The organism is Bradyrhizobium sp. USDA 4011 (assembly GCF_054063415.1).
In genome coordinates, this window is record NZ_JBSSGG010000001.1 from 2655536 (window position 1) to 2674524 (window position 18989).

14 protein-coding genes, 1 tRNA gene and 2 pseudogenes are annotated in these 18989 nt (G+C 59.6%); 10 read left to right on the forward strand and 7 right to left on the reverse strand.

Going from position 1 to position 18989, the window contains the following annotated elements:
* Nucleotides 1–8 precede the first annotated feature (8 nt).
* Together ACVW1C_RS12425 and ACVW1C_RS12430 are read right to left on the reverse strand one after the other, a co-directional pair.
* Entirely contained in the window at nucleotides 9–2225 is a 2217-nt protein-coding gene (locus tag ACVW1C_RS12425; protein WP_456758668.1) for a DUF3141 domain-containing protein, read from the reverse strand.
* Between the two features lie 67 nt (nucleotides 2226–2292).
* Nucleotides 2293–3378, reverse strand: coding sequence for an AI-2E family transporter (locus ACVW1C_RS12430; protein ID WP_456758669.1), 1086 nt, complete (start codon nucleotides 3376–3378; stop codon nucleotides 2293–2295).
* 164 nt (nucleotides 3379–3542) lie between these two features.
* Between ACVW1C_RS12430 and ACVW1C_RS12435 the strand changes: the two are divergent.
* Nucleotides 3543–3998: pseudogene (locus ACVW1C_RS12435) on the forward strand (N-acetyltransferase family protein); the annotation flags it as partial.
* Between the two features lie 87 nt (nucleotides 3999–4085).
* The gene (locus ACVW1C_RS12440) at nucleotides 4086–5171 is read left to right on the forward strand and encodes an IS5 family transposase (RefSeq protein ID WP_456763062.1); all 1086 of its coding nucleotides are present in this window, start codon (nucleotides 4086–4088) and stop codon (nucleotides 5169–5171) included.
* A gap of 233 nt (nucleotides 5172–5404) precedes the next feature.
* Here ACVW1C_RS12440 and ACVW1C_RS12445 read toward each other — a convergent pair whose 3' ends face one another.
* Nucleotides 5405–6004, reverse strand: coding sequence for a hypothetical protein (locus tag ACVW1C_RS12445; protein WP_456758670.1), 600 nt, complete (start codon nucleotides 6002–6004; stop codon nucleotides 5405–5407).
* Between the two features lie 56 nt (nucleotides 6005–6060).
* Entirely contained in the window at nucleotides 6061–7359 is a 1299-nt protein-coding gene (locus ACVW1C_RS12450) for a DUF2254 domain-containing protein (protein WP_456758671.1), read from the reverse strand.
* 194 nt (nucleotides 7360–7553) lie between these two features.
* Here ACVW1C_RS12450 and ACVW1C_RS12455 point away from each other — a divergent pair, with 194 nt between their 5' ends.
* Nucleotides 7554–7964: a DUF1622 domain-containing protein gene (locus ACVW1C_RS12455; protein ID WP_456758672.1), complete on the forward strand. Its 411-nt coding sequence runs from the start codon at nucleotides 7554–7556 to the stop codon at nucleotides 7962–7964.
* Nucleotides 7965–8312: 348 nt separating this feature from the next.
* Nucleotides 8313–8627 carry a hypothetical protein gene (locus ACVW1C_RS12460; protein ID WP_456758673.1) on the forward strand — a complete coding sequence of 105 codons (315 nt, stop codon included), beginning with the start codon at nucleotides 8313–8315 and terminating at the stop codon, nucleotides 8625–8627.
* On the opposite strand, the gene ACVW1C_RS12465 is transcribed toward ACVW1C_RS12460, so the two are convergent.
* A tRNA-Glu gene (locus ACVW1C_RS12465) sits at nucleotides 8615–8692 on the reverse strand. The two genes, ACVW1C_RS12460 and ACVW1C_RS12465, sit on opposite strands and share 13 nt — an antisense overlap.
* 114 nt (nucleotides 8693–8806) lie before the next feature.
* Here ACVW1C_RS12465 and ACVW1C_RS12470 point away from each other — a divergent pair.
* Nucleotides 8807–10213 (forward strand): tyrosine-type recombinase/integrase, encoded by a 1407-nt coding sequence (locus ACVW1C_RS12470; protein WP_456758674.1) that lies wholly within the window; start codon nucleotides 8807–8809, stop codon nucleotides 10211–10213.
* A gap of 160 nt (nucleotides 10214–10373) precedes the next feature.
* On the opposite strand, the gene ACVW1C_RS12475 is transcribed toward ACVW1C_RS12470, so the two are convergent.
* The gene (locus tag ACVW1C_RS12475; protein ID WP_456763063.1) at nucleotides 10374–10592 is read right to left on the reverse strand and encodes an excisionase family DNA-binding protein; all 219 of its coding nucleotides are present in this window, start codon (nucleotides 10590–10592) and stop codon (nucleotides 10374–10376) included.
* A 472-nt stretch (nucleotides 10593–11064) separates the two neighbouring features.
* On the opposite strand from ACVW1C_RS12475, the gene ACVW1C_RS12480 reads away from it, so the two are divergent.
* Nucleotides 11065–12426, forward strand: a complete 1362-nt coding sequence (locus ACVW1C_RS12480; RefSeq protein ID WP_456758675.1) for a tyrosine-type recombinase/integrase — start codon at nucleotides 11065–11067, stop codon at nucleotides 12424–12426.
* Between the two features lie 29 nt (nucleotides 12427–12455).
* On the opposite strand, the pseudogene ACVW1C_RS12485 reads toward ACVW1C_RS12480, so the two are convergent.
* Nucleotides 12456–12967 (reverse strand): annotated as a pseudogene (locus ACVW1C_RS12485) (MOSC domain-containing protein); the annotation flags it as partial.
* A gap of 977 nt (nucleotides 12968–13944) precedes the next feature.
* Here ACVW1C_RS12485 and pdxR point away from each other — a divergent pair.
* The 4 genes from pdxR to ACVW1C_RS12505 all read left to right on the forward strand — a co-directional run bounded on the left by pdxR (nucleotide 13945) and on the right by ACVW1C_RS12505 (nucleotide 18882).
* A complete protein-coding gene (gene pdxR, locus ACVW1C_RS12490) occupies nucleotides 13945–15423 on the forward strand; it encodes a MocR-like pyridoxine biosynthesis transcription factor PdxR (RefSeq protein ID WP_456758676.1) in 1479 nt (492 codons plus the stop codon).
* Between the two features lie 119 nt (nucleotides 15424–15542).
* Complete coding sequence (locus ACVW1C_RS12495; protein WP_456758677.1) at nucleotides 15543–16580, forward strand: 2Fe-2S iron-sulfur cluster-binding protein; 1038 nt, start codon at nucleotides 15543–15545, stop codon at nucleotides 16578–16580.
* Entirely contained in the window at nucleotides 16580–17389 is an 810-nt protein-coding gene (locus ACVW1C_RS12500; protein ID WP_456758678.1) for an MOSC domain-containing protein, read from the forward strand. Before ACVW1C_RS12495 ends, ACVW1C_RS12500 begins: the two co-directional genes overlap by 1 nt.
* 872 nt (nucleotides 17390–18261) lie before the next feature.
* A complete protein-coding gene (locus tag ACVW1C_RS12505) occupies nucleotides 18262–18882 on the forward strand; it encodes a response regulator transcription factor (RefSeq protein WP_456758679.1) in 621 nt (206 codons plus the stop codon).
* Nucleotides 18883–18989: the final 107 nt, after the last annotated feature.

Below are 18989 nucleotides of genomic sequence, written 5' to 3' on the forward strand. Positions count from 1 at the left end.
AACCGGGGTTACGACGCTTTCGCCTTGGGATCGAAAGGGGCAACATTCGACGCCACCCCCGCATCAATGCCGAACAACTCGCTGATCCGATTGAGACGCTTGGCGACTTCACCCGAAATTTCGCTGCTGGCAGACAGCACCTCTTGGATCGCCGCAAAGGCCGCGCGACGTTCATTGGCATTCTCGGGCAACAATTTCGGTATTGCCGCCAACGCAGCCTCCTGGTCCAGCAGCAGCATGAAGAACTGCTCCCGGACCAACATCTTGAACTCGGACAGCGTGATCCGCGCACCGGTATCCTGGCGGCGCAAGTTGCGCAGCGCCTCGAGGCTGCGTTCGTCGACCATCCCTCGCACCGATCCGGCATAGAGCAGGCCACGAATTCCCGCTTCGCGAAGGCCACCGTCACCGATCCTGGACTTCAGTTCCGCGATCCGCTTCTCGAGCATTGCACGGTGTTCGGGTGGCATTTCGCGCCTGCGCGATGGCTCGGACTTCGGATCGATGCCGACGGCCGCCTGCAGCGCGGGCGAGCCATAGACATTGAGGAAGATCGCCTCGCTCAGCGCCTCCTGCGAGTCGCGCCAGCTATCCAGCGCATGCACGATCTGCTTGGACATCTGTTCCTGGAACAGCAGGAAAGGATTGTCCTTCGAAACCGGCTTGCGGCTCTCCTTCATCTGGTCGGCGGCCGACTGCACCGCCGCCATCCAAGGATTATGGCTGCTGAGCGCCTCATACTGGAGCCGCAGCGGATGCAGATTGCGCATCGTTTCCGCCATCTGCGGGGTCACCATGCTCTTGATCCAGGGCTGGACGAATTTCTTGTAGGCCGCGAGATTGAGCTCCGAGATACGCTTGGCGGTGGCGAAGCGCCTTTCGTCCTCGGGCGAGTTGCCGCCCATGGCACGAATGTCATCGAGTGTCCGCGCTTCGCAGCGCATCACCCATTGGCCGACGACGAGATCGGAGCTTGTGGTCTCTTCGCCCTTGGCTTCGAACGTCGCCTCATAAAGTCCCGGCGGCAGCACATCGATCAGATCGATGTTACTGGAAAATTCCGCATGCTCCTTTTTTGCGACACCGCCGGAGACAAAGATGCCAAGGTGGCCGATGCTTTCGTGAACGGTGTAGACGATCGTCTGCCCGTATGCCCTGATTTCGTCGACGTCGGCGTAGCAATCGAGGATCCAATCCAGCGCCTGCTGCGGCGGGGTGACGTTGTCGCCCTTGGAGCAGAACACCACGATCGGGGATCTGATGTTGCGCAAGTCGACCTTCTGGCCATCGGACATCTCGATCTTGCCGGCGGCGAGGTTATTCCCGATGAAGAGCTCATCGACGATGAACTGGATCTCCTCGGCATTCAGATTGACGTGGCCGCCCCACCAACGCTCGAATTCGAGGTAGCGATCGGCCTCGGTGTCGACCTTGGAATAAACATTGTACTGCTTGGTCCACAGCGTGTTCGAGGGATTCTGGTTTTCGAAGTTCTGCACCAGCCAGGCGCCGTCGAACTTGCCGGCCCCGAGATCGCCGGTCAGCGCGGTCAACCAGCTCCCGCCCAACAGGCCGCCCGAATAGCGCATCGGATATTTGCCGTGCACACCCGCCCAATAGGCGAGCGGAGCGCCGGCGATGATCAACGGCCCGAACAGCTCCGGCCGCAGCGACGCCAGAATCATGACGGCCCAGCCGGCCTGGCAATTGCCGATCACGCAGGGCTTGCCGTCAGCCTTGGGATGCAGGCTGATCACTTTCTCGATGAACCGCGCTTCAGCGCGCGCGATGCGCTCGATGGTCTGCCCGGGCATCGGTTCCGGCAGGAACCCGACGAAGTAGCAGGTATGCCCAGCCTTCATCGCAACGCCGATCTCGCTATCGGCCTTGAACCCGCCAATTCCGGGACCGTGCCCGGCGCGCGGATCCACCACGATGAACGGCCGCCGCTCCGGATCGATTTCGACGCCCGCGGGCGGAATGATGCGGACGAGCGCGTAGTTGACCGGCTCGTCCAGCTTGCGACCGTCGATGATCAATTCAGCGGCATATTGCAGGACATGCGGCGCCGTCTGGGCGACGTGTTCACGGTACTGGTCGCCACGCCGGCGCATGATGTCCAGGAACAGCACGCTCCGTTGCCCTGCATCGACCATGTATTCCACTGCCGAGGCGACAAGCCCGGACATAGCACCGCCGGGCAGGTTTGGAGTTTCCATCGACATGTTGATCCGACCTCACTGGTATCTCGTCTCATACAAGGTGAGTTGCGGTGCAGGACGTTGATTTAGGTCAACGCTCGCCGGATACTTGCAAGCTGGCCCGATCCGATCGAATCCAAGCCACGGCGAGCTCCCAAGCCACCGACAGGATGATCGGCCCGACAAAGAGGCCGACAATTCCGTGCGCAAGCGTGCCGCCAATCACGCCGATCAGGATGACCAGTGTCGGCGTCGTCAGCCCGCGCCCCATCAGCAGCGGCTTCAGGATGTTGTCGAGAATGGCGACAACCCCAAGGAACAACGTCAGCAGGAGTGCCGTGGTGATGTCCTTGTCGGTCCAGATCCAGATGATCACGGGCAGAATGATGATCGTTGCACCAATCTGAACGATAGACAGCAGCAAAACCAGCAGCGCCAACAGGCCGGCGCTTGGGATACCGGCCAGCTTGAAGCCGACACCGGCGAGCAGCGACTGGATGATCGCGACGCCGATCACACCTTGGGACACCGCGCGGATCGTTGCACCGGCCAAGTCCAGAAAATGCTCGCTTTGGTCCGGCACGATCCGCGACAGAAAGCCCCTCCCTGCCGCTACGAGTTGTGATCCAAATGGGAGGATGGCACCCGCCACGACCACGGAAAGCAGGAACTTGATGGCGCCGAGGCCCGCGCCGCCCGCAAGGGTCAGCAAAGTGGTCGCGACGGTTTTCAGATGCGGCGCGACTTGATGCAGAACGGAGCGGAGATTGGTTGTAGCTTGGTCCCACAGCTCATAGAGCTGCGATCCGATCAGCGGCCAACTCTTGATGGCCTGGGGAGGCGAAGGGATCACCAGATCGCCCGTGGTCAACCGTCCGGCGAAGTCCTTGAGTCCATCCAGCGCGCTCAGGCCGAGCCAAGCCGCTGGCCCAATGACGATGACAAGATTGATCAGTGTGAGCGTGGCCGCCGCCAGCTTCGGCCGCCCGCCGAAGACTTTGGCAAGCAGCACGAACGCGGGATTGAGCGCAGTTGCGAGCACGAAAGCCCACACCAGGATCGGCACAAACGGCCGCATCAGGACGAATGTCCAGAACATCAACAAGCCGAGCAGTCCGAGCCGGATCAGGAGCTGGACCATTTCCTCTCCGGTGAGAAGCTGACGAAGGGTTTTCACGTCCGCGCCTCTATCCTCTAGCGGTGCCTGCTGCGAGCAAGCGTAGCTGGCGCCTTCGCGCGCCTGTCTTGATCCAGATCAAGCGATCAGGGACAGCCCGAAGGATTCATCAGTGGACGCCGGTCGAGATCGCTGTCCCGGCGTGAGACGGGAAAAGCCTCTCAATGTCGGATTTCGCCAACTACATCGCCCACGAACATTCGCGCGACGGTCGGCCGGTCGAAATTCGAGCGCTCCGGCCGGATGATGAAGCCGACATGCTGGCGGCGCTGGAGCAGACCAGCGCCCAGTCGCTGCAACGCCGGTTCTTCGTGATGAAGCGCCATTTCTCCGACAAGGAGCGTGCGTTCTTTTTGGACATCGACTTCAGCAACCACGTGGCGTTGGCGGTACTCGCCGAGCAAGCAGGCCGGAAAATCATCATCGGCGGCGGCCGATACATCGTCTTCGCGCCGGGGCGTGCCGAGATGGCCTTCATGGTGATCGATCCCTGGCAAGCGCGTGGGATCGGCTCGATGCTGATGCGCCATCTCATCAAGCTTGCGGGGCATGCCGGGCTAAAGGAACTGACCGCGGAAGTCCTGCCGGAAAACGCGGCGATGCTGAACGTGTTCCGCAAATTCGGCTTTAGCAGTCTGCTGAAGAACTCCTCGCCACGGAGGGGGCTTGATGATTCACTTTATCATCTCGATTCGGTGGAGATGATGATGCGCGGCAGGTTTGCGGATCAGGGCGGCCTGTTTTCGTACATTGCGCCGGATAAGCGTGTGCCAGCGAACCATCCGCTGCGGCAGGTTCGGGAACTTGTCCGGGACGTTTTGAGTGATTTGAACCGCAGCCTTGGGAGGCTCTACGCCAGCGAGGGACGCCCTTCGATCCCTCCAGAGCAATTGTTGAGCGCCTTGCTGCTGCAGGTGTTCTACGGCATCCGCTCGGAACGCCAGTTGATGGAGCAACTGGACTACAATCTTTTGTACCGCTGGTTCGTGGGACTGTCGCCGGACGATCCGGTGTGGGACCCGACCACCTTCACCAAGAACCGGGAGCGGCTGCAGAACGGCGATGTGTTCACGAAGTTCATGACCAGGCTTCTGAACCATCCGCAGGTCAAACCGCTGCTGTCGGACGAGCACTTCTCGGTGGATGGAACGCTGATCGAAGCCTGGGCTTCACAGAAGAGCTTTCGCCCCAAGGACGGCAGCGGCGACGATGAGGACGGCGCCAACTTCCACGGCCAGAAGCGCAAGAACGACACCCATGCGAGCACCAGCGATCCGGACAGCAGGCTTTATCGCAAGGCGGCCGGACGGGAGGCCAAGCTTTGCTATATGGGCCACGTCACCATGGAGAATCGGCATGGGCTGGCGGTGGCCGGCAGGGTCACACATGCCGATGGCACCGCCGAACGCCGGGCTTCGGAGACCATGCTGAGGGCGAGACGCAAAGCCGCAGGCCGCCGTATCACCGCCGGTGAGGACAAGGCGTACGATACCGTCGATCATGTCGCCAATCTTCGCGCCATCGGCGTGACGCCGCATGTGACGCAGAACCAGGCCGTCACCAAAACCGGCAAGACCCGCAACAGCGCCATCGACGAACGAACCACGCGGCATCCGGGATATGGCATGTCGCAATCACGCCGGGCGATGGTCGAGTGCATCTTCGGATGGGGCAAGCAGCACGGCACCATGCGCAAGACCAAACATCGTGGCATCGGCCGCGTCGCCGCCGATTTCCTGCTCAATCTGATCGCCTATAACCTGATCCGCATTCCCAAACTGCTTGCCGCCTAGCCACCCCGCGTCAGGGTACACCCAACACCAGCCTGGAAAACTATAACCAACTCCACCGCGCCGACCCAGCAACGGCCGCAACAACAAGAAAGCTCTCCATTTCAAGGTTTTTCAGCAGACTGTTAGACCCGTCTCGGCCCGGGATCCACAAACGGTCCATCTTGTTCTGAAGCTCACGTAGCGCTGGCGTGGCGGTGAACTTTGAAGTGCCAGCCGCACCTGACGGAGCCGCGTCAGGGGACTCCGTGGTCCCGTTCAAACCAGATATTCGCGCTCACCAAGAGCACCCAGAATGGGAATACGACAAGGCTCCAATCGATGAAATAACTGCCGATCAGCAATATCGCCGCCACTGTATAACCGCCATGCGCCAGCCAGCGCGGAGTCAGGCCGGTGTAGAGTGCAATCGTCGACGTCGTGATCATGAAAACGGAAGCGGTCTTGACCATGTAGACGTTGACCATTCCATAGGCCAAGCCGCGGCCAAAGTGGAAGGTCGCCGAATCGGTCAGCGTTCCGGGTGCTGCGTGAAAGGCAAGAATGACCGCGCCGATGACGGCCGCGGCGGTGAACAGCATAGCGAGCAGCAGTACCGCACTGCCGAAGAAGATCGTCGCAAAGAACTGATCCTCCTGCGCGCCGAGGCGATCGCGAAGAAACCCGACGAACCAAAGAAAGGCGACGCCGGCGAAAGGCACCAGATTGAGCGCCAGTGCCACATTCCCCGTTCCACCCTCGAGCCATGCTCCAGGTTCGAGCGGATCGGCCGGCACGGAGCCGCGCATCAACAGGAATACCGCAAGGAGCAGCAGCGAAAACAGGATGCCGGCCACTGCGGCGACCCGCGAAGCCCGCAGTCTTGCTCGCATCGATCCGGATGACCCGGCGGTCACGATGCAGCCCGTCCGGCCGATTCCATCAATGCGGACCGATCGACTTTGTCGTCCTCGTGCCGATGCGACAAGCCCAACCCCTGCCGGTCTTCGATACGGGCCGCGGCGCGATCCTGCAGATCGAAGCCCGACCGTTCGATGCTGGAATCGAGATGGCTGAGATAAGCGCGAACTATAACCGCACGCTCACCGCCGATACAGTCGGCAAGCTCCAACAAAGCAGAGCGCAAGCGGCGCATGACCTGAATAGAAGTCGATCCGAACTGCCGAATCTCATCGAAGGCGAGTGCGAGGTAATCTTCCCAGGTTGGCATCCGGTAGATCACCCTCAGGACACCCTCCTGATCATGCGCGCTGCAGGTCTCCAGATCGCATTTTGCCAGCCGCCGCAGCAGATCCTCGATCTGGTCGATAGCCTGGACCGCCGTTGTGGGATCATTGATTGCTGGAGACAGGGCCTTAATGGCGATATCGACCAGCAAGCGTAACGCGTACTTCGGATCCTGCTCGAAGGTGCGTTGGTCGCCGAGATGAATGCATGCGTTCCACTGCTCCTCCGAGACCAAGGCGACCTTGCCGTGAGCATGCAAGATGGTCGTATCCTGGAGCAACGTATCGCCGACGGCGCAATCCAACGTGACGACTCCGTCGATCCGACGCGCATAGCCTACCAACCCAGCGATATCGATTGACGTAACCGATCGCGGATTTCCGGTACGCTTGACCGTAAGCACCGTCCCTCTGGGTGGTTGCTGCGCTTGAATCGTCTCGCCGGATGTCAACCATGGGGCGGCCTGATAGGTGCTGATGATGACTTCCCTGCCCTTATCTCCGAGAATCTGCAGCACCCGCGTAATCTGAAGATTGTTCAAGCGCTCGACCAGCCGCGAAAGCATCAGCACGCTAGCCATCAGCATCGCGGCCACGATGGCCGCGGACAGCAAAGGAACGCTCGGCGCGTCCGCGCGATCGACCCAGGCCAACGTCGCGAGGCTGTACATGAACGTCGCAACAAACATGCCCAATGAATGAAACAAGAGCCGGTCGCGTGCGAACCAGACGACGAGACGAGGCGAATAGACGATAGCGTTGAATTGGACGAGCACAAAGGCGATCGAGAAAACGATGCCGGTCAAGGCCATCATTCCAGAAGCAACCGCCGACAGATACGCCTGGGCAGACGACGTCGAAAGGTGAAGGCTGATAGCGAGAAATCTGGACTCGAGGCGCGGCACCACGAAGCCGCCTGCGATGCTCAAGGCGGCATAGATCGTGGGTATGAGCCAGAGCTGCATTTCACGTCCTCGCGGCGATTCATTGACTGCCAGTTTTCGGCGCCAGTCTTGACATAGGTCAATCGGGTACGGCTGCGGCACGGAAAGCTGTCCGCGACGGACCGGCGTGGCCCGTTCCTGCTGTCCCGTGCGCGAACTGGTCGCTCACCGGACAGATCTCGTTGTGCTTCGCGACGCAGGGGACACTTGAAAGCATGGATTCCGGCTCCCTTCCCTTGCCCTCCTTCGAGATGACCACCAGCCAGTGGATACATTTGGTCGGCATAGGCATCGAGATATTTGGAGTCTTCATCATCGTCGCGGGGATCATATGGTCCAGCCGATACGTCTATCGTCGCGGACTCACGTCCCGTTACGAGGGCTACAAGATCAGCATCGGACGTTCGCTTCTGCTCGGGCTCGAAGTTTTGGTGGCAGCAGATATCGTCAAAACGATCGCCATAGAGCTTACCTTTACGAGCCTGGGTCTCCTCGCCGGCCTGGTCCTGGTACGCACCTTCCTAAGTTGGACACTGGCGCTCGAAATCGAGGGGCGCTGGCCTTGGCAGCGAGATGTCGCGTCAATGCACCCGAACGAGCCTCGACAAGAGAGTACGGCTAGTTAGGCCTTGCTCCTCACCCCGGTGGCGGGACCGCATCAAGGTCGATACCTTGTACAACCCGGACAGATGCCGAAATGAAGGCCTTCGAGGACCGATGGGCGTTTGGCACAAAGCAACGCGCGGCTTACGAGCTGATGCTCAACGTTGGCACCGCTCGCATTGACACCCGCCTGCCGACATGGGTGCAGGCCGACGCTGGCGATTTCGAAGTACACAAGGCGCAAAACCGGCGTCTTGGTCGAGAAAGCGCAATCCCTTTGCGCCCCCCTCGCCGCACTCCCTCGGAAGCACGTCTGCATCTTGACCACCGAATGGGGCAAGCCATTCACGGTCGACGGCTAAAGCGGATGGATGCGCGATGCGATGACGGAGGCCGGGCTACCGCTTGATTGCCGTTCGCATGGCCTTCGCAAGACCTTTGGCCGACCTCTCGCAGACGCTGGCGCGACCGCTCACGACATCATGGCCGCGCTGGGCCATCTGACGCTCGGCGAGGCGGAGCGCCACACGCGCGAGGCTGACCGTCGCCGCGGTGCCCGTCGCGCAATCTCAAAGCTTGAAGATCACAAGGCGAACAGAATTCCCCAAACCTTGTCTGTCAGTTGGGGAAACTGTCAAAAACCGCAGGAAAATCAAAATGAATGGAAGATCACTGGCGCTCCCTAGGGGAATCGAACCCCTGTTTCAGCCTTGAGAGGGCTGGAAATTTTTTCCTCTGCCAGTTCACATTTGTTCGCCACAATCCAAGTTTATCAATTGCTTAGCTGAAGCTCGTCCGTCACTGTTCGGCTTTGTACGCCGATGCTTATTCGACGGATATTCGACGACTTTTGGGGGCGGGTGCTGTGGCGAAAACACTAGTAGAGGCTCAGATCACGACCGCTAAAGCGCGCGCCCGGTTGGAGTTTGGCGCGCATTGGCGCCGCCTCGATGCCGAGGCGCACCTAGGCTATCGCAAGGGCAAGCGGAGCGGCGTGTGGTTCGTGCGTTGGCGTAATCACCATGGCGGAGCCATCTACAAGCAGGCGCCGGTCGGCGTCGCCAACGACGTCAACGACAAGCCTGCCGAAGGAACGCTGACTTTCGAGCAGGCGGTGACACAAGCGCGGGAACACGTCACCCGGTCCAGAATAGAAGCTGCGGCCCAAGCTGCCGGACCGGCACCCACCGTGCGGACGGCTGTAGAGACATACATCAGGGAGCGTAATGCCCGTGACAGCCGTAGGGCTGGCCGCGAGGTTCGATCCGATGCTGGTCACCGCTTGCGGCGCTACGTTCTTGGTCAAGAAGAGCGCGGTAGCCAGGAAGCCGTTGAGGCTGCCTCTCTCACCGCAGTCTATTTGCACGCGCTACAGGAAGATAACCTCCTCGCGTGGCGAGAGGACCTTCCTGTAGAATTGAAAGCCACGACAAAGCAACGGCTCATAAACGACCTGAAGGCAGCGCTGAACGCAGCATGGCCACGCTTGACGGCGGAACAAAAGAAACTGAATCCAACATTCCTCTCGATTGTGAAAGACGGGTTTAAGGCTGAGCGCATTGATGACGATGACGAGATATCTGTCGCTCGAGACAATCAAATCCTCACGGACGCGCAGATCAGCACGCTGCTTCGAGCCGCCCGCGAGATCGACGATGAGCAGGGATTTGAAGGCGATCTATATCGCATTGTCGTGTGCCTTGCAGCAACGGGCGCGCGATTTGCGCAGGCAAGGCGGATGCGCGTCAGTGATGTACAACGGAAAGAGCGACGCTTGATGGTACCAGGTTCCTACAAGGGACGTGGCGGCAACGGCGGCTCCGTACCGGTTCCGGTAGGCGAGGATATCATCGAAGTCCTCTTACCGGGAATCTTAGATCGTCCAAGAGACGCGCCGTTGTTCGAGCGATGGAGCCATGAACAAGAAGCAGGCAGCATCGTTTGGAGAAAGTCAGAACGCGGTCCGTGGAAGACGGCAGAACTTACTCGTCCGTGGCATGCCATCCGTGAGCGCGCAGGGCTGCCGGAAGCTATTCCTTATGCGTTACGACATTCCAGCATCGTCCGCGGCTTGCGAAACCTACTTCCGATTCAACACGTTGCTAAACTGCACAACACTTCTGTGAAAATGATCGAGCGGCACTACGCGAAATATATCTCGACAGCCTTGGAAGATCTCGCTCGGGCAGCAGTTGTACCGCTGGTCCCTCGGCCCGGTGAAAATGCGGCCGGAGCGGATGACGGCAAGAAGCTTTTTCCATCTAACGCATAACTCTGCAGGCTTGGCTCCGCGGCCCCAAGCCCGGAGCGCACTCGCTGCCTTTCCGGGCTGATACACAATTGAATCAAGGGCTATTTCACGATCGATTCGATAGGCGTGCTGCCGTCAGCTTCCGCACATGTTCGGGTGACTGTCATCAGGAGCCGCGAACCTATCCACGGTCGGCCGATGTCGTATTGACGCCAACCAGAGTCAGCAGAGATTGCACAATGACTAGCCGACGGCGACCGACGGTCGTCGTGATAACTCGACCCTCGCCGATTAATTCATAAATCTTGGTCCGCCCGAGACCGGTCACTTCACAAGCCTCCGCGACGGTGCAGGTCAACCGCTGCGCAAACGGAAGGCGTGGGCCTTGATGACAGGGCATCGACTTATCTGCCGCCGCCTCGCGTTCAGTTTGGGCACTGCGTTCGCGCTCCAGGCCAAGCCGTATCAAGGTTATGCCTCCGCCACGATCGAAGGAGCTACCCTGAGGCGCGCCGCCTTCCACGTCAACGGAAGCAGAAGCGCACAATGGAGAGCCTTAGCGAACGTCAGGAAGCATCGGAAAACTCTCGGCTACAAAAGGCAACGCAGAATTTTTCACAACCAATATCGACGTACAGTTCGATTCCGGCCAGGGGCACCAACTAGGCTGTTCAAGCCCGTTCCGAAGCGTCCGCAATCGTCCGCGCAGTGCCCGGAAACCCTTGAAAAATAGGCACTTCCGCGTACATTCTTGTTCGTCACTGTTTGTTCTCCTCCGATCCCAGCCGCCCGATTTGCTGGTATTTTTGCTGGTATCGGGAGGACAAACGTTCACGGCGACTTTCGCTTTTCCGAATGAAGGAATTGAGCAGATGGCCGGCGGCGCGTGCGCCAATCCCAAGCAGATCAAGACCGACGTCGACTGCCGCGCCGCCCGACCGAACTTCGTCAAGGGCGCGTGGAGTCCCGCCAAGATTTCCGACGTGACCGGCGGCTGGCTCTATCTCTTCGTCACGCCGGACGTGAGCAGGCCTGGCAACGCTGCCTCGAAGCTCTGGCGGATGGACTACCGCTTCCATGGCCGCCAGAAAACCTACTCCATCGGCCCCTACGGAAACGGCAAGGATGGGACGTTCTCGCTCGCAGACGCGCGGCGCGAGCGCGACAAAGCCAAAGATCTGCTCAAGGAAGGCAAAGACCCAAGCATCGAGAAGCAGCTCGACAAGCACCGGCAGACGGCCGCCCGCTCGTTCGGGCAATGGGCCGACGACTGGCTCGCAAAGAAGAAAATCGAAAAAGTCAAACGCGGCAGGATCGTCGCGGTGCGCGACCCCAAGACCATCGAGGTGCTTGAGCTGCGTGTCGGCTACGTCAAAGCTCGCTTCGGCAAGTTATCTAGGCTGGACATCAAGCGTCCGGACGTTCTCGCGTTCATGCGTTCATACGAAACCGAGGGAAAGCTGGAAACGCGCGACCGCGTGCGCAGCATCGGTGAGCAAATCTGCGACTATGCCGATGTCGAAGGCGACGGCTACAATCCATTCCGCAACCTGAAGGGGCAGATGATCGCCAACATTTCGACGCCGCGTCCAGGCGTTACCGAACCACGTGACGTGACGCGCGTCTTCAAGCTCATCAACGCACCGTGGACGAGAGCGAGGTTTGGTGACGTCGTCGGGCTTGCCTTGCGCTTCGATGCGCTGACCATTCCCCGACCCGGCATGGTCAATGAAATGGAGTGGAGCGAGGTCGATTGGGACGCCGAACGCTGGACTGTTCCAGCCGCGAAGATGAAGACCGGCTGGGACCACGTCGTGCCTTTGTCACGGCAGGCACTTGCAATCCTGCGCAGCGTCCAGAAGCTGACCGGCCATCGCCGCTACGTGTTTTCCTGCTCGAAGGATGCGCCGCTGTCAAACAACACGCTCAACAAGCGCTTGCGGCTGCTTGGCATTGACACCAAGACTGATCATTGTGCCCACGGTTTCCGGACCACCTTCTCGACCTTGTCTCATCACGAAGAGATCAACGACGCCAAGGCATGGGATGGCGATGTCGTCGAGCTGCAGCTCGCGCATCTCGATAACTCTACAGTGGAAGGACTCTATAAGAAGCACGGACCACTCGCGCTGATCGGCTCGCGCACAAAGCTGATGCAGCATTGGGCGGATCGGATCGACCATTGGCTCGATCCCAAGAAGGTGATGCCGATCAAGGGAGGTGCGCTCGCTTGAGGTCACCTAAAGGCACCTGTTTCTGAGCGAGCCTCGAAGGAATGACGCCAGCCGGCGCTCAGCGCCGGGATGCGTAGCGCGCGCTCCAACTGATCACAGGGGTGACCGGGCATGTAGAGCAGCGCGTCGATCTCGGCGACGCTCATGTGCTCAGGGCCTGTTTCAACCCGCGTAATCTCGCTTGCACCTCTCCTTCCTCAAGCACACGGAAGCCCGGCCGGCCGTGCTTGACCAGCATGGCGGCGATGTCCGGCTGGTTCATGCGGATCCCTGCCCGGTAGCATGTGACGCGGGGTTGCGTGACCTCGAACAAGGCGCGGCCGATCCGGTAGCGGTCTCCGATGCAGACTTCGTTAATACAGCGCGGTTCTCGCCGCCGTGGCCCGCGAGGTCCCCCTGGCCGTCGCCGTCGATGTTGAGACGGAGCGCCGTGGGCCCAGGCGCTTTCCAAACGCCGGTATGAACCGCTGCCTTGCCAGGCGACATCGCGTGGCAAGCCAACATTGACTGAAAGCAGGCGTCCCGTGACGGGTCGCTCCAACGATGGCCAATATTCATCTATTTGAGACAAAAGTCTCGCTTAGCCTCCCCTCGGTTTCAGCCGCACAACAATGGCGGAACAAACTGGTTCAACGCGAGGAGATCATCAAGCTCGTCATCAGCGGGTCCAATGGCTGTGGCAGTATTTCGGCAATTGCCACCTCCAACGCTCGTTGGCATGACGCCGGAGATGATCGCATTGCGCATGTCTACATTGTGTAACCAATATGTCCGCGAATTGCCCCAGAGCTAGGCGGGAACGAAGCGATAGACCGCGCCTGAGGCATCGGCATACCCGACTCCGGGATATCTGAAGTGAACCCCAAGAAGCTTCGTGCGCTCCATTGCTACCCGGTTAAGGAGTTTCCTACGGGTCGATATAGCCACGTCTGAATCCAGATCTAACCCGTTGACCCACTCCGGATACTCGAAGGAAATGACTTCGTGCGTCAGCGCGTCCGCGGTGATGATCAGGCCAGTATCGCCTTCGAGGTCCGGCGAAAACTGTCCTGGGGTATGCCCAGGGGTGTCACGGACACGATCTCATCACCGTGCTTAACGAAGGTCACCCGGCCCGCAATCGCTGCGAGCGCCCGCTGGGCACTTGTACTCCAGCATGGTTCGGATCGCCCGCGGGGCGATCTCGAGCAGCGTCTGGTTAGCCCGTTTCCGGACCAGCGTTCTGGGAGCTTCGACCGTGCCCCGGCCGCTCTTCGTCATCGCCATCCCAAACCGCATCAGGCGCGTCGATCATCGGTGGCTCCTTGAATCAGGTTGGTGTCGCAGTCCAAACCTGATCGACGAATCATCGGTGACCACCGCGAGGCTGTCCGCCCGCTACAACGCTATTGGAGGATGCGCGTGCCGGCACCTTTGCTTTACTCCGCCGAGCTTCACCGTCTATAGGGGAGGCGACCGGAGCTGGACCAGGCGCCGGCAAGAATTTACAATTGAAGATGGGCCAGTGGAGAGGCAACGGTGCTGCGCGAGTGGAGACTAAATCTCAAGCTCAATCTGAAGCGCAAGCCTGGGGGCACACCTGTCTATGTTCAGATCGCTCACGGACTGGTCGCCGAGATACGACGGGGACGGTTGATCGCCGGTGAAGTCCTTCCAGGCTCGCGCGAGATGGCTGAAGAGCTTGGCGTCAATCGCAAGACCGTAGTCCTCGCATATGACGAACTCATCGCTCAGGGTTGGTTGACGTCCCGTGGCACCAAGGGCACCTTCGTCTCCGCGAAACTTCCAGAACCAAAGGCCAGGCCATCGCGATTGGCGCTCGATGGGCCGCGCTCACGGGGCGATGGCCCCCAATTCAGCCGACTTGCGCCGCCGATGGACGTTCCCGTCCTTTTCCCCCGGCCGGGCCTGCTATCGCTCGACGATGGAACGCCGGACACGCGGCTGTTTCCCGCCGAAAGTTTTGCCCGCGCCTACAGGAGTGTAATGACGATCGCGGGCAAGGTTGGAAAGCTCGGTTACGGCGATCCCCGCGGCAGTCCGAGTCTGAGGGGCGCGATTTCGCGAATGCTGAATGTCGACCGTGGCCTTGCGACGACGCCGGACCGCGTCTGCATGACGCGAGGAAGCCAGATGGCCATCTATCTCGTGTCGAGGATCATGATTCGGAATGGCGACGGGGTGGTCGTGGACGATCTGACCTATCCGCCCGCCCGCGAGGCGTTTCGCGCGGCCGGCGCCAATATTCTCAGGGTGCATGTCGACGACGACGGCACAGACATGGATAGCCTCGAGAAGACCTGTCGACGCCACCGTGTCCGCCTGGTCTACCTGACGCCCCATCACCATTTCCCCACCACAGTGCTTTTAAATCCCCACAGGCGACTGCGGCTGCTGGGGCTCGCTTCACAGTTCGGCTTCACCATCATCGAAGACGACTACGACCACGAGTTTCATTTCCAGCACCAGCCGCTGCTGCCATTAGCGTCATTTGATCCTTCGGTCCTCTACATCGGATCGATGTCGAAGCTTCTCTCTCCCAGCCTTCGTTTAGGGTACATTTCGGCGCCCGAAAAATTCATCGAACGGGCCGCGCAGGAAATCTGCCTCATCGATCGCCAAGGCGATCCGGTCACGGAGGATGCGGTTGCTGAACTCGTAGAGTCGGGTGAAGTAAGACGGCATGCCAACAAGGTACTCAAGATCTATGCGGCGCGTAGGGAGAAGCTGGCGGTGACTTTGCGCGCCGAGCTCGGCGAGACCATCGATTTCCGCCTTCCCGACGGTGGCCTTGCATTCTGGCTAACATTCGCAAGTGCATCGCATCTGGATCGGCTGGAGCAGAATGCGTCGAAGCATGGACTGCAATTCCTGCCCAGCGGCAGCTTTGCCGGGAAGGAAGATGGCCGCCGCGGGATTCGGGTCGGCTTTGCCGGCCTTGACGACGCCGGCATCCGCGATGCGGTCAGGCGGATGAAGGCGGCGATGGCCCCTTAGGCATGGCACCAAGGCTGTCCGCCCGAAAAAGTGTACTGGCCCATATGTGATCAGAAAACTGGATCACGGCTCCATTTCGCCTCCCGGCCTACTGATCGGGAATGGTTCGAGGTCGGAGCATGAGGACTGTCAAAGCAACACTTTCGTCCGGGAGGACGTTTGAAGCCAGGTCGGACGAGACGATTCTCGCCGCCGCCATGCGGGCCGGCATTTGGTTGCCGAGCGCCTGTGGCGCTGGTTCGTGCGGGAGCTGCAAAGCCAAGATTGTCACGGGCGAGTTCATCCACAACGGGACCGTCGGCGGTCTGGGCCGCAGTCATGATCCTCTTTCCGCCTTGCTATGCAGGGCCAGCGCGCTCACCGACGTTACGATCGACGTAATCGACCTTCCCGAACCACCGGCAAGCGAAAGGCCGCGCGTGCCGGCACGTGTAGTCGCTTTAAAGCGTGAAAACGACAACGTCATCCGCGTTACGCTGCGGTTTCCGCCGTTTGATAAACCCACCTTCAAGCCGGGCCAGTTCGTCGGCATTCGCCATTCCGATGGAATTGACCGGTCATTTTCAATTGCCAATGCGCCACGCGATGACGGAACTATTGAGTTGCATATCGGACGCGTGGCCGGCGGTGCGTTCACGGGACACGTTTTCGAGAAATTGAAGATAAACGACGTTCTGGAGGTGAGCGGACCTTATGGAAACTTCGCTTTTTCATCACAGAACCGGCCTTCCATCTTCGTAGCCGGCGGCACCGGCATCGCACCTGTGCGCGCTATTCTCGAAGCACTCACAAGAGACGATTCTCGATCCTCGACCCGGGTCTATTGGGGTAGCAGGGCGCGGAGCGGTTTCTATATCGACCGCGAGCTTAGAGACCTCTGCGGCGGCGGCAATGGTATCGAATATGTGCCGGTCCTCTCCGACCCCGATGACATCTGGACCGGACGCACTGGGTTGGTCCATGAAGCGGTGCTACGCGACTTCACCGACCTGTCGGATTTCGACGTCTACGCCTGCGGGAGCCCGGCGATGGTCGACGCGACTTACGAAGCTCTGAGCGCGCGCGGCGCCCGACCAGATCGCTTCTTCGCGGACAGCTTCGATTATTCGGTGGCCGGCCGCGCGCCAACCCATTCAATCCAGGAAAGGTTTATCTGATGATCAGAATCAAAGATCTATTCGTCTATCCTATCAAGTCCTGCAAGGGCATCAGAGTAAGTGAGATTGAGCTATCCCGGACCGGATTTCTCGGCGACAGAAACTGGATGATCGTCGACGAAGCCGGAGTGTTCGTCACCCAGCGCGAGTATCCGAAGCTCGCCCTCGTGGAGCCGACACTCTCCGAAAGCAACCTGACTCTGAACGCACCCGGGATGACCACACTTGTCATTCCGCGCCAGGCGCCGGCGACACGGAGTCGCGAGGTCGAACTGTTCGGGGAGAAGATGCCATCGCTTTTTGCCGGTGATGAGCCCTCGAAATGGTTCGGAGAATATCTCGGAGGAAATTTCCAGTTCGTTTGCCGCGACCCGGGTTTCCTGAGGAAGGGTGGCGTTCAATACCCATCGAGGGATGAGGCTCCGACCAGTTTCGTCGACAATTACGGGATCCTAGTGATCTCGGAGGCCTCACGGAACGACCTAAATAAGCGTCTCGTCACCGGCGTACCGATGAACCGCTTCAGGCCGAACATTGTCATCGAGGGCGTCGACGCCTATGGCGAGGACTATTTCGCGAGAGCACGCGTCGACGACATCACACTCCGTTTCGTCGACGTCTGCTACCGTTGCAACATGACCACGATCGACCAGGAGAAGGCGGAGTTCGGCCAAGAGCCACTCCAAACGCTCGGTCGTTACAGGGGATCGAAAGCCGGCGTCCGCTTTGGCAGTTACGCAGCAGTGGCCGGCGGCGTTGGGAAGAAGTTGACGGCAGGAAGTTCGCTGGAGATTGCTTTGAATTTCTGATTTGCCGGCATGAAATAGGCGGGTACGCATCTTCTCATTGGAAAAACCTCCCTGCGTCATCAGACAAGACGGCGCCCGCCGGTGCCCGCCGGATGCGTACCGACCTTGTGATGTAATATTCAGCCTTGGATGTGCGGCAGATCAAAAACGGTGCGCATCTTCTGGCTCGGGCCATCGAGCGAGTGCGGTCGCGTCCGGTGCGAAATCACGCAGATCGAGCCAACCGCTTGCGCGAGAACGCGGAACACAACCGTCTAGATAGCCTCGCTTAAGAATATAGTAACGGACGATCGCAATCGCTCCGCTCTTCGCGGCCAAGCGACCGCAATCAGAGATAATCCGCAATCGCAGTGGTGTTCGGGCGCCTGCGTTGCGTCACGGTCGGCCGGGTGGGTGTTGCCTTACTCAAGATCTAACTCTACAGGTCATTCGCTCAATTCAGGAGAGGAGCCCGGCAAGTGAATGCCGGGCTCGAGTTTGTGAGAGCCCATGCCAAGCTCTCACCCTCCGGCCAGGGGCGCCGAAGCTGAATTCCTCGAATCTGCCTCTCGCCCTAGCAGCGATGCTGAGGTCGTCAGACAATTACCGCTCCGTCACGGAAAGAACATCTTCTTGATCGAGGCACCGATCGCATATTTCGGATCGACTATGTTCCCTGTACCTACCCCGACTTTTCGAACTATCGAAGTCTGGACCAGTCTCCTTTTCCCAAACTGGACGACGCGTTCGACGTCTGGAGCTGATACCGTTCGCAGAAATAATCGCGATTTCCTTTAAGATCCAAAGGCAAGACGGCGTGATCCGCTTGATCAAGATTTCGGATGGTCGCTCTGCTGGGCTTTGACAGTCCGTCAGACGTGAAGGCGTCCAGCATGGACATCTTCGTGCTCGGAGCTGGCGTCAATCTGAGAAAATCACTGAAGATCTCCGCGGAGGACAAGAACTTGGAGCTGGTGTGTTTTGGAACCACGCCTGCGCTGCTGTCACTTGCTAAGCAGCGCGTACCTGCCTGCATTCTCTTGATTTTCAGTGCAAGTCCGCTTGGCATGTCGGCCTTGAAGTCGCTGCGCTCGCAAAACTTCCCGTCGCCGATCATCGTAATCGTGGACAAGCCAGACCTCGCAGTGGCGGTCGAGGCGATGCGGAACGGAGCTTACGATGTCATCGAGAGGACACGTTGCGTAGATTTACTCGGCGAGGCGGAGGCGGCGATTGCTCAAGCGGCTTTGATCAGGACGGCTAGTCCGAAATCAAACACGCTCCAACCTTATCTACCAGGGCGTGAATTGCTTACACCCCGCGAGCAGGAAATTCTCGCGAGAGTGGTTCTTGGGGAGACAAGCAAGGAAACTGCGAGATTCCTCAAAGTAAGCGCCCGCACAGTCGAATGTCACCGCGCAAAGATCATGCGGAAGCTGGACGCACGAAATGTGCTTGAGCTGTATCGTCGCGTCTTGCGAGAAGCCGTCCTGTCAGCAGATCGAGGTGGATAGCTGCTTCGATTGACTCCAGGGCGTGGATGGCAATCTGCTTTGAGATCGTCGAGCCCGATTGCTTCGCGATGGAGGTCCGCCCATTCGCCTCGCGGCGGGCAACGGAG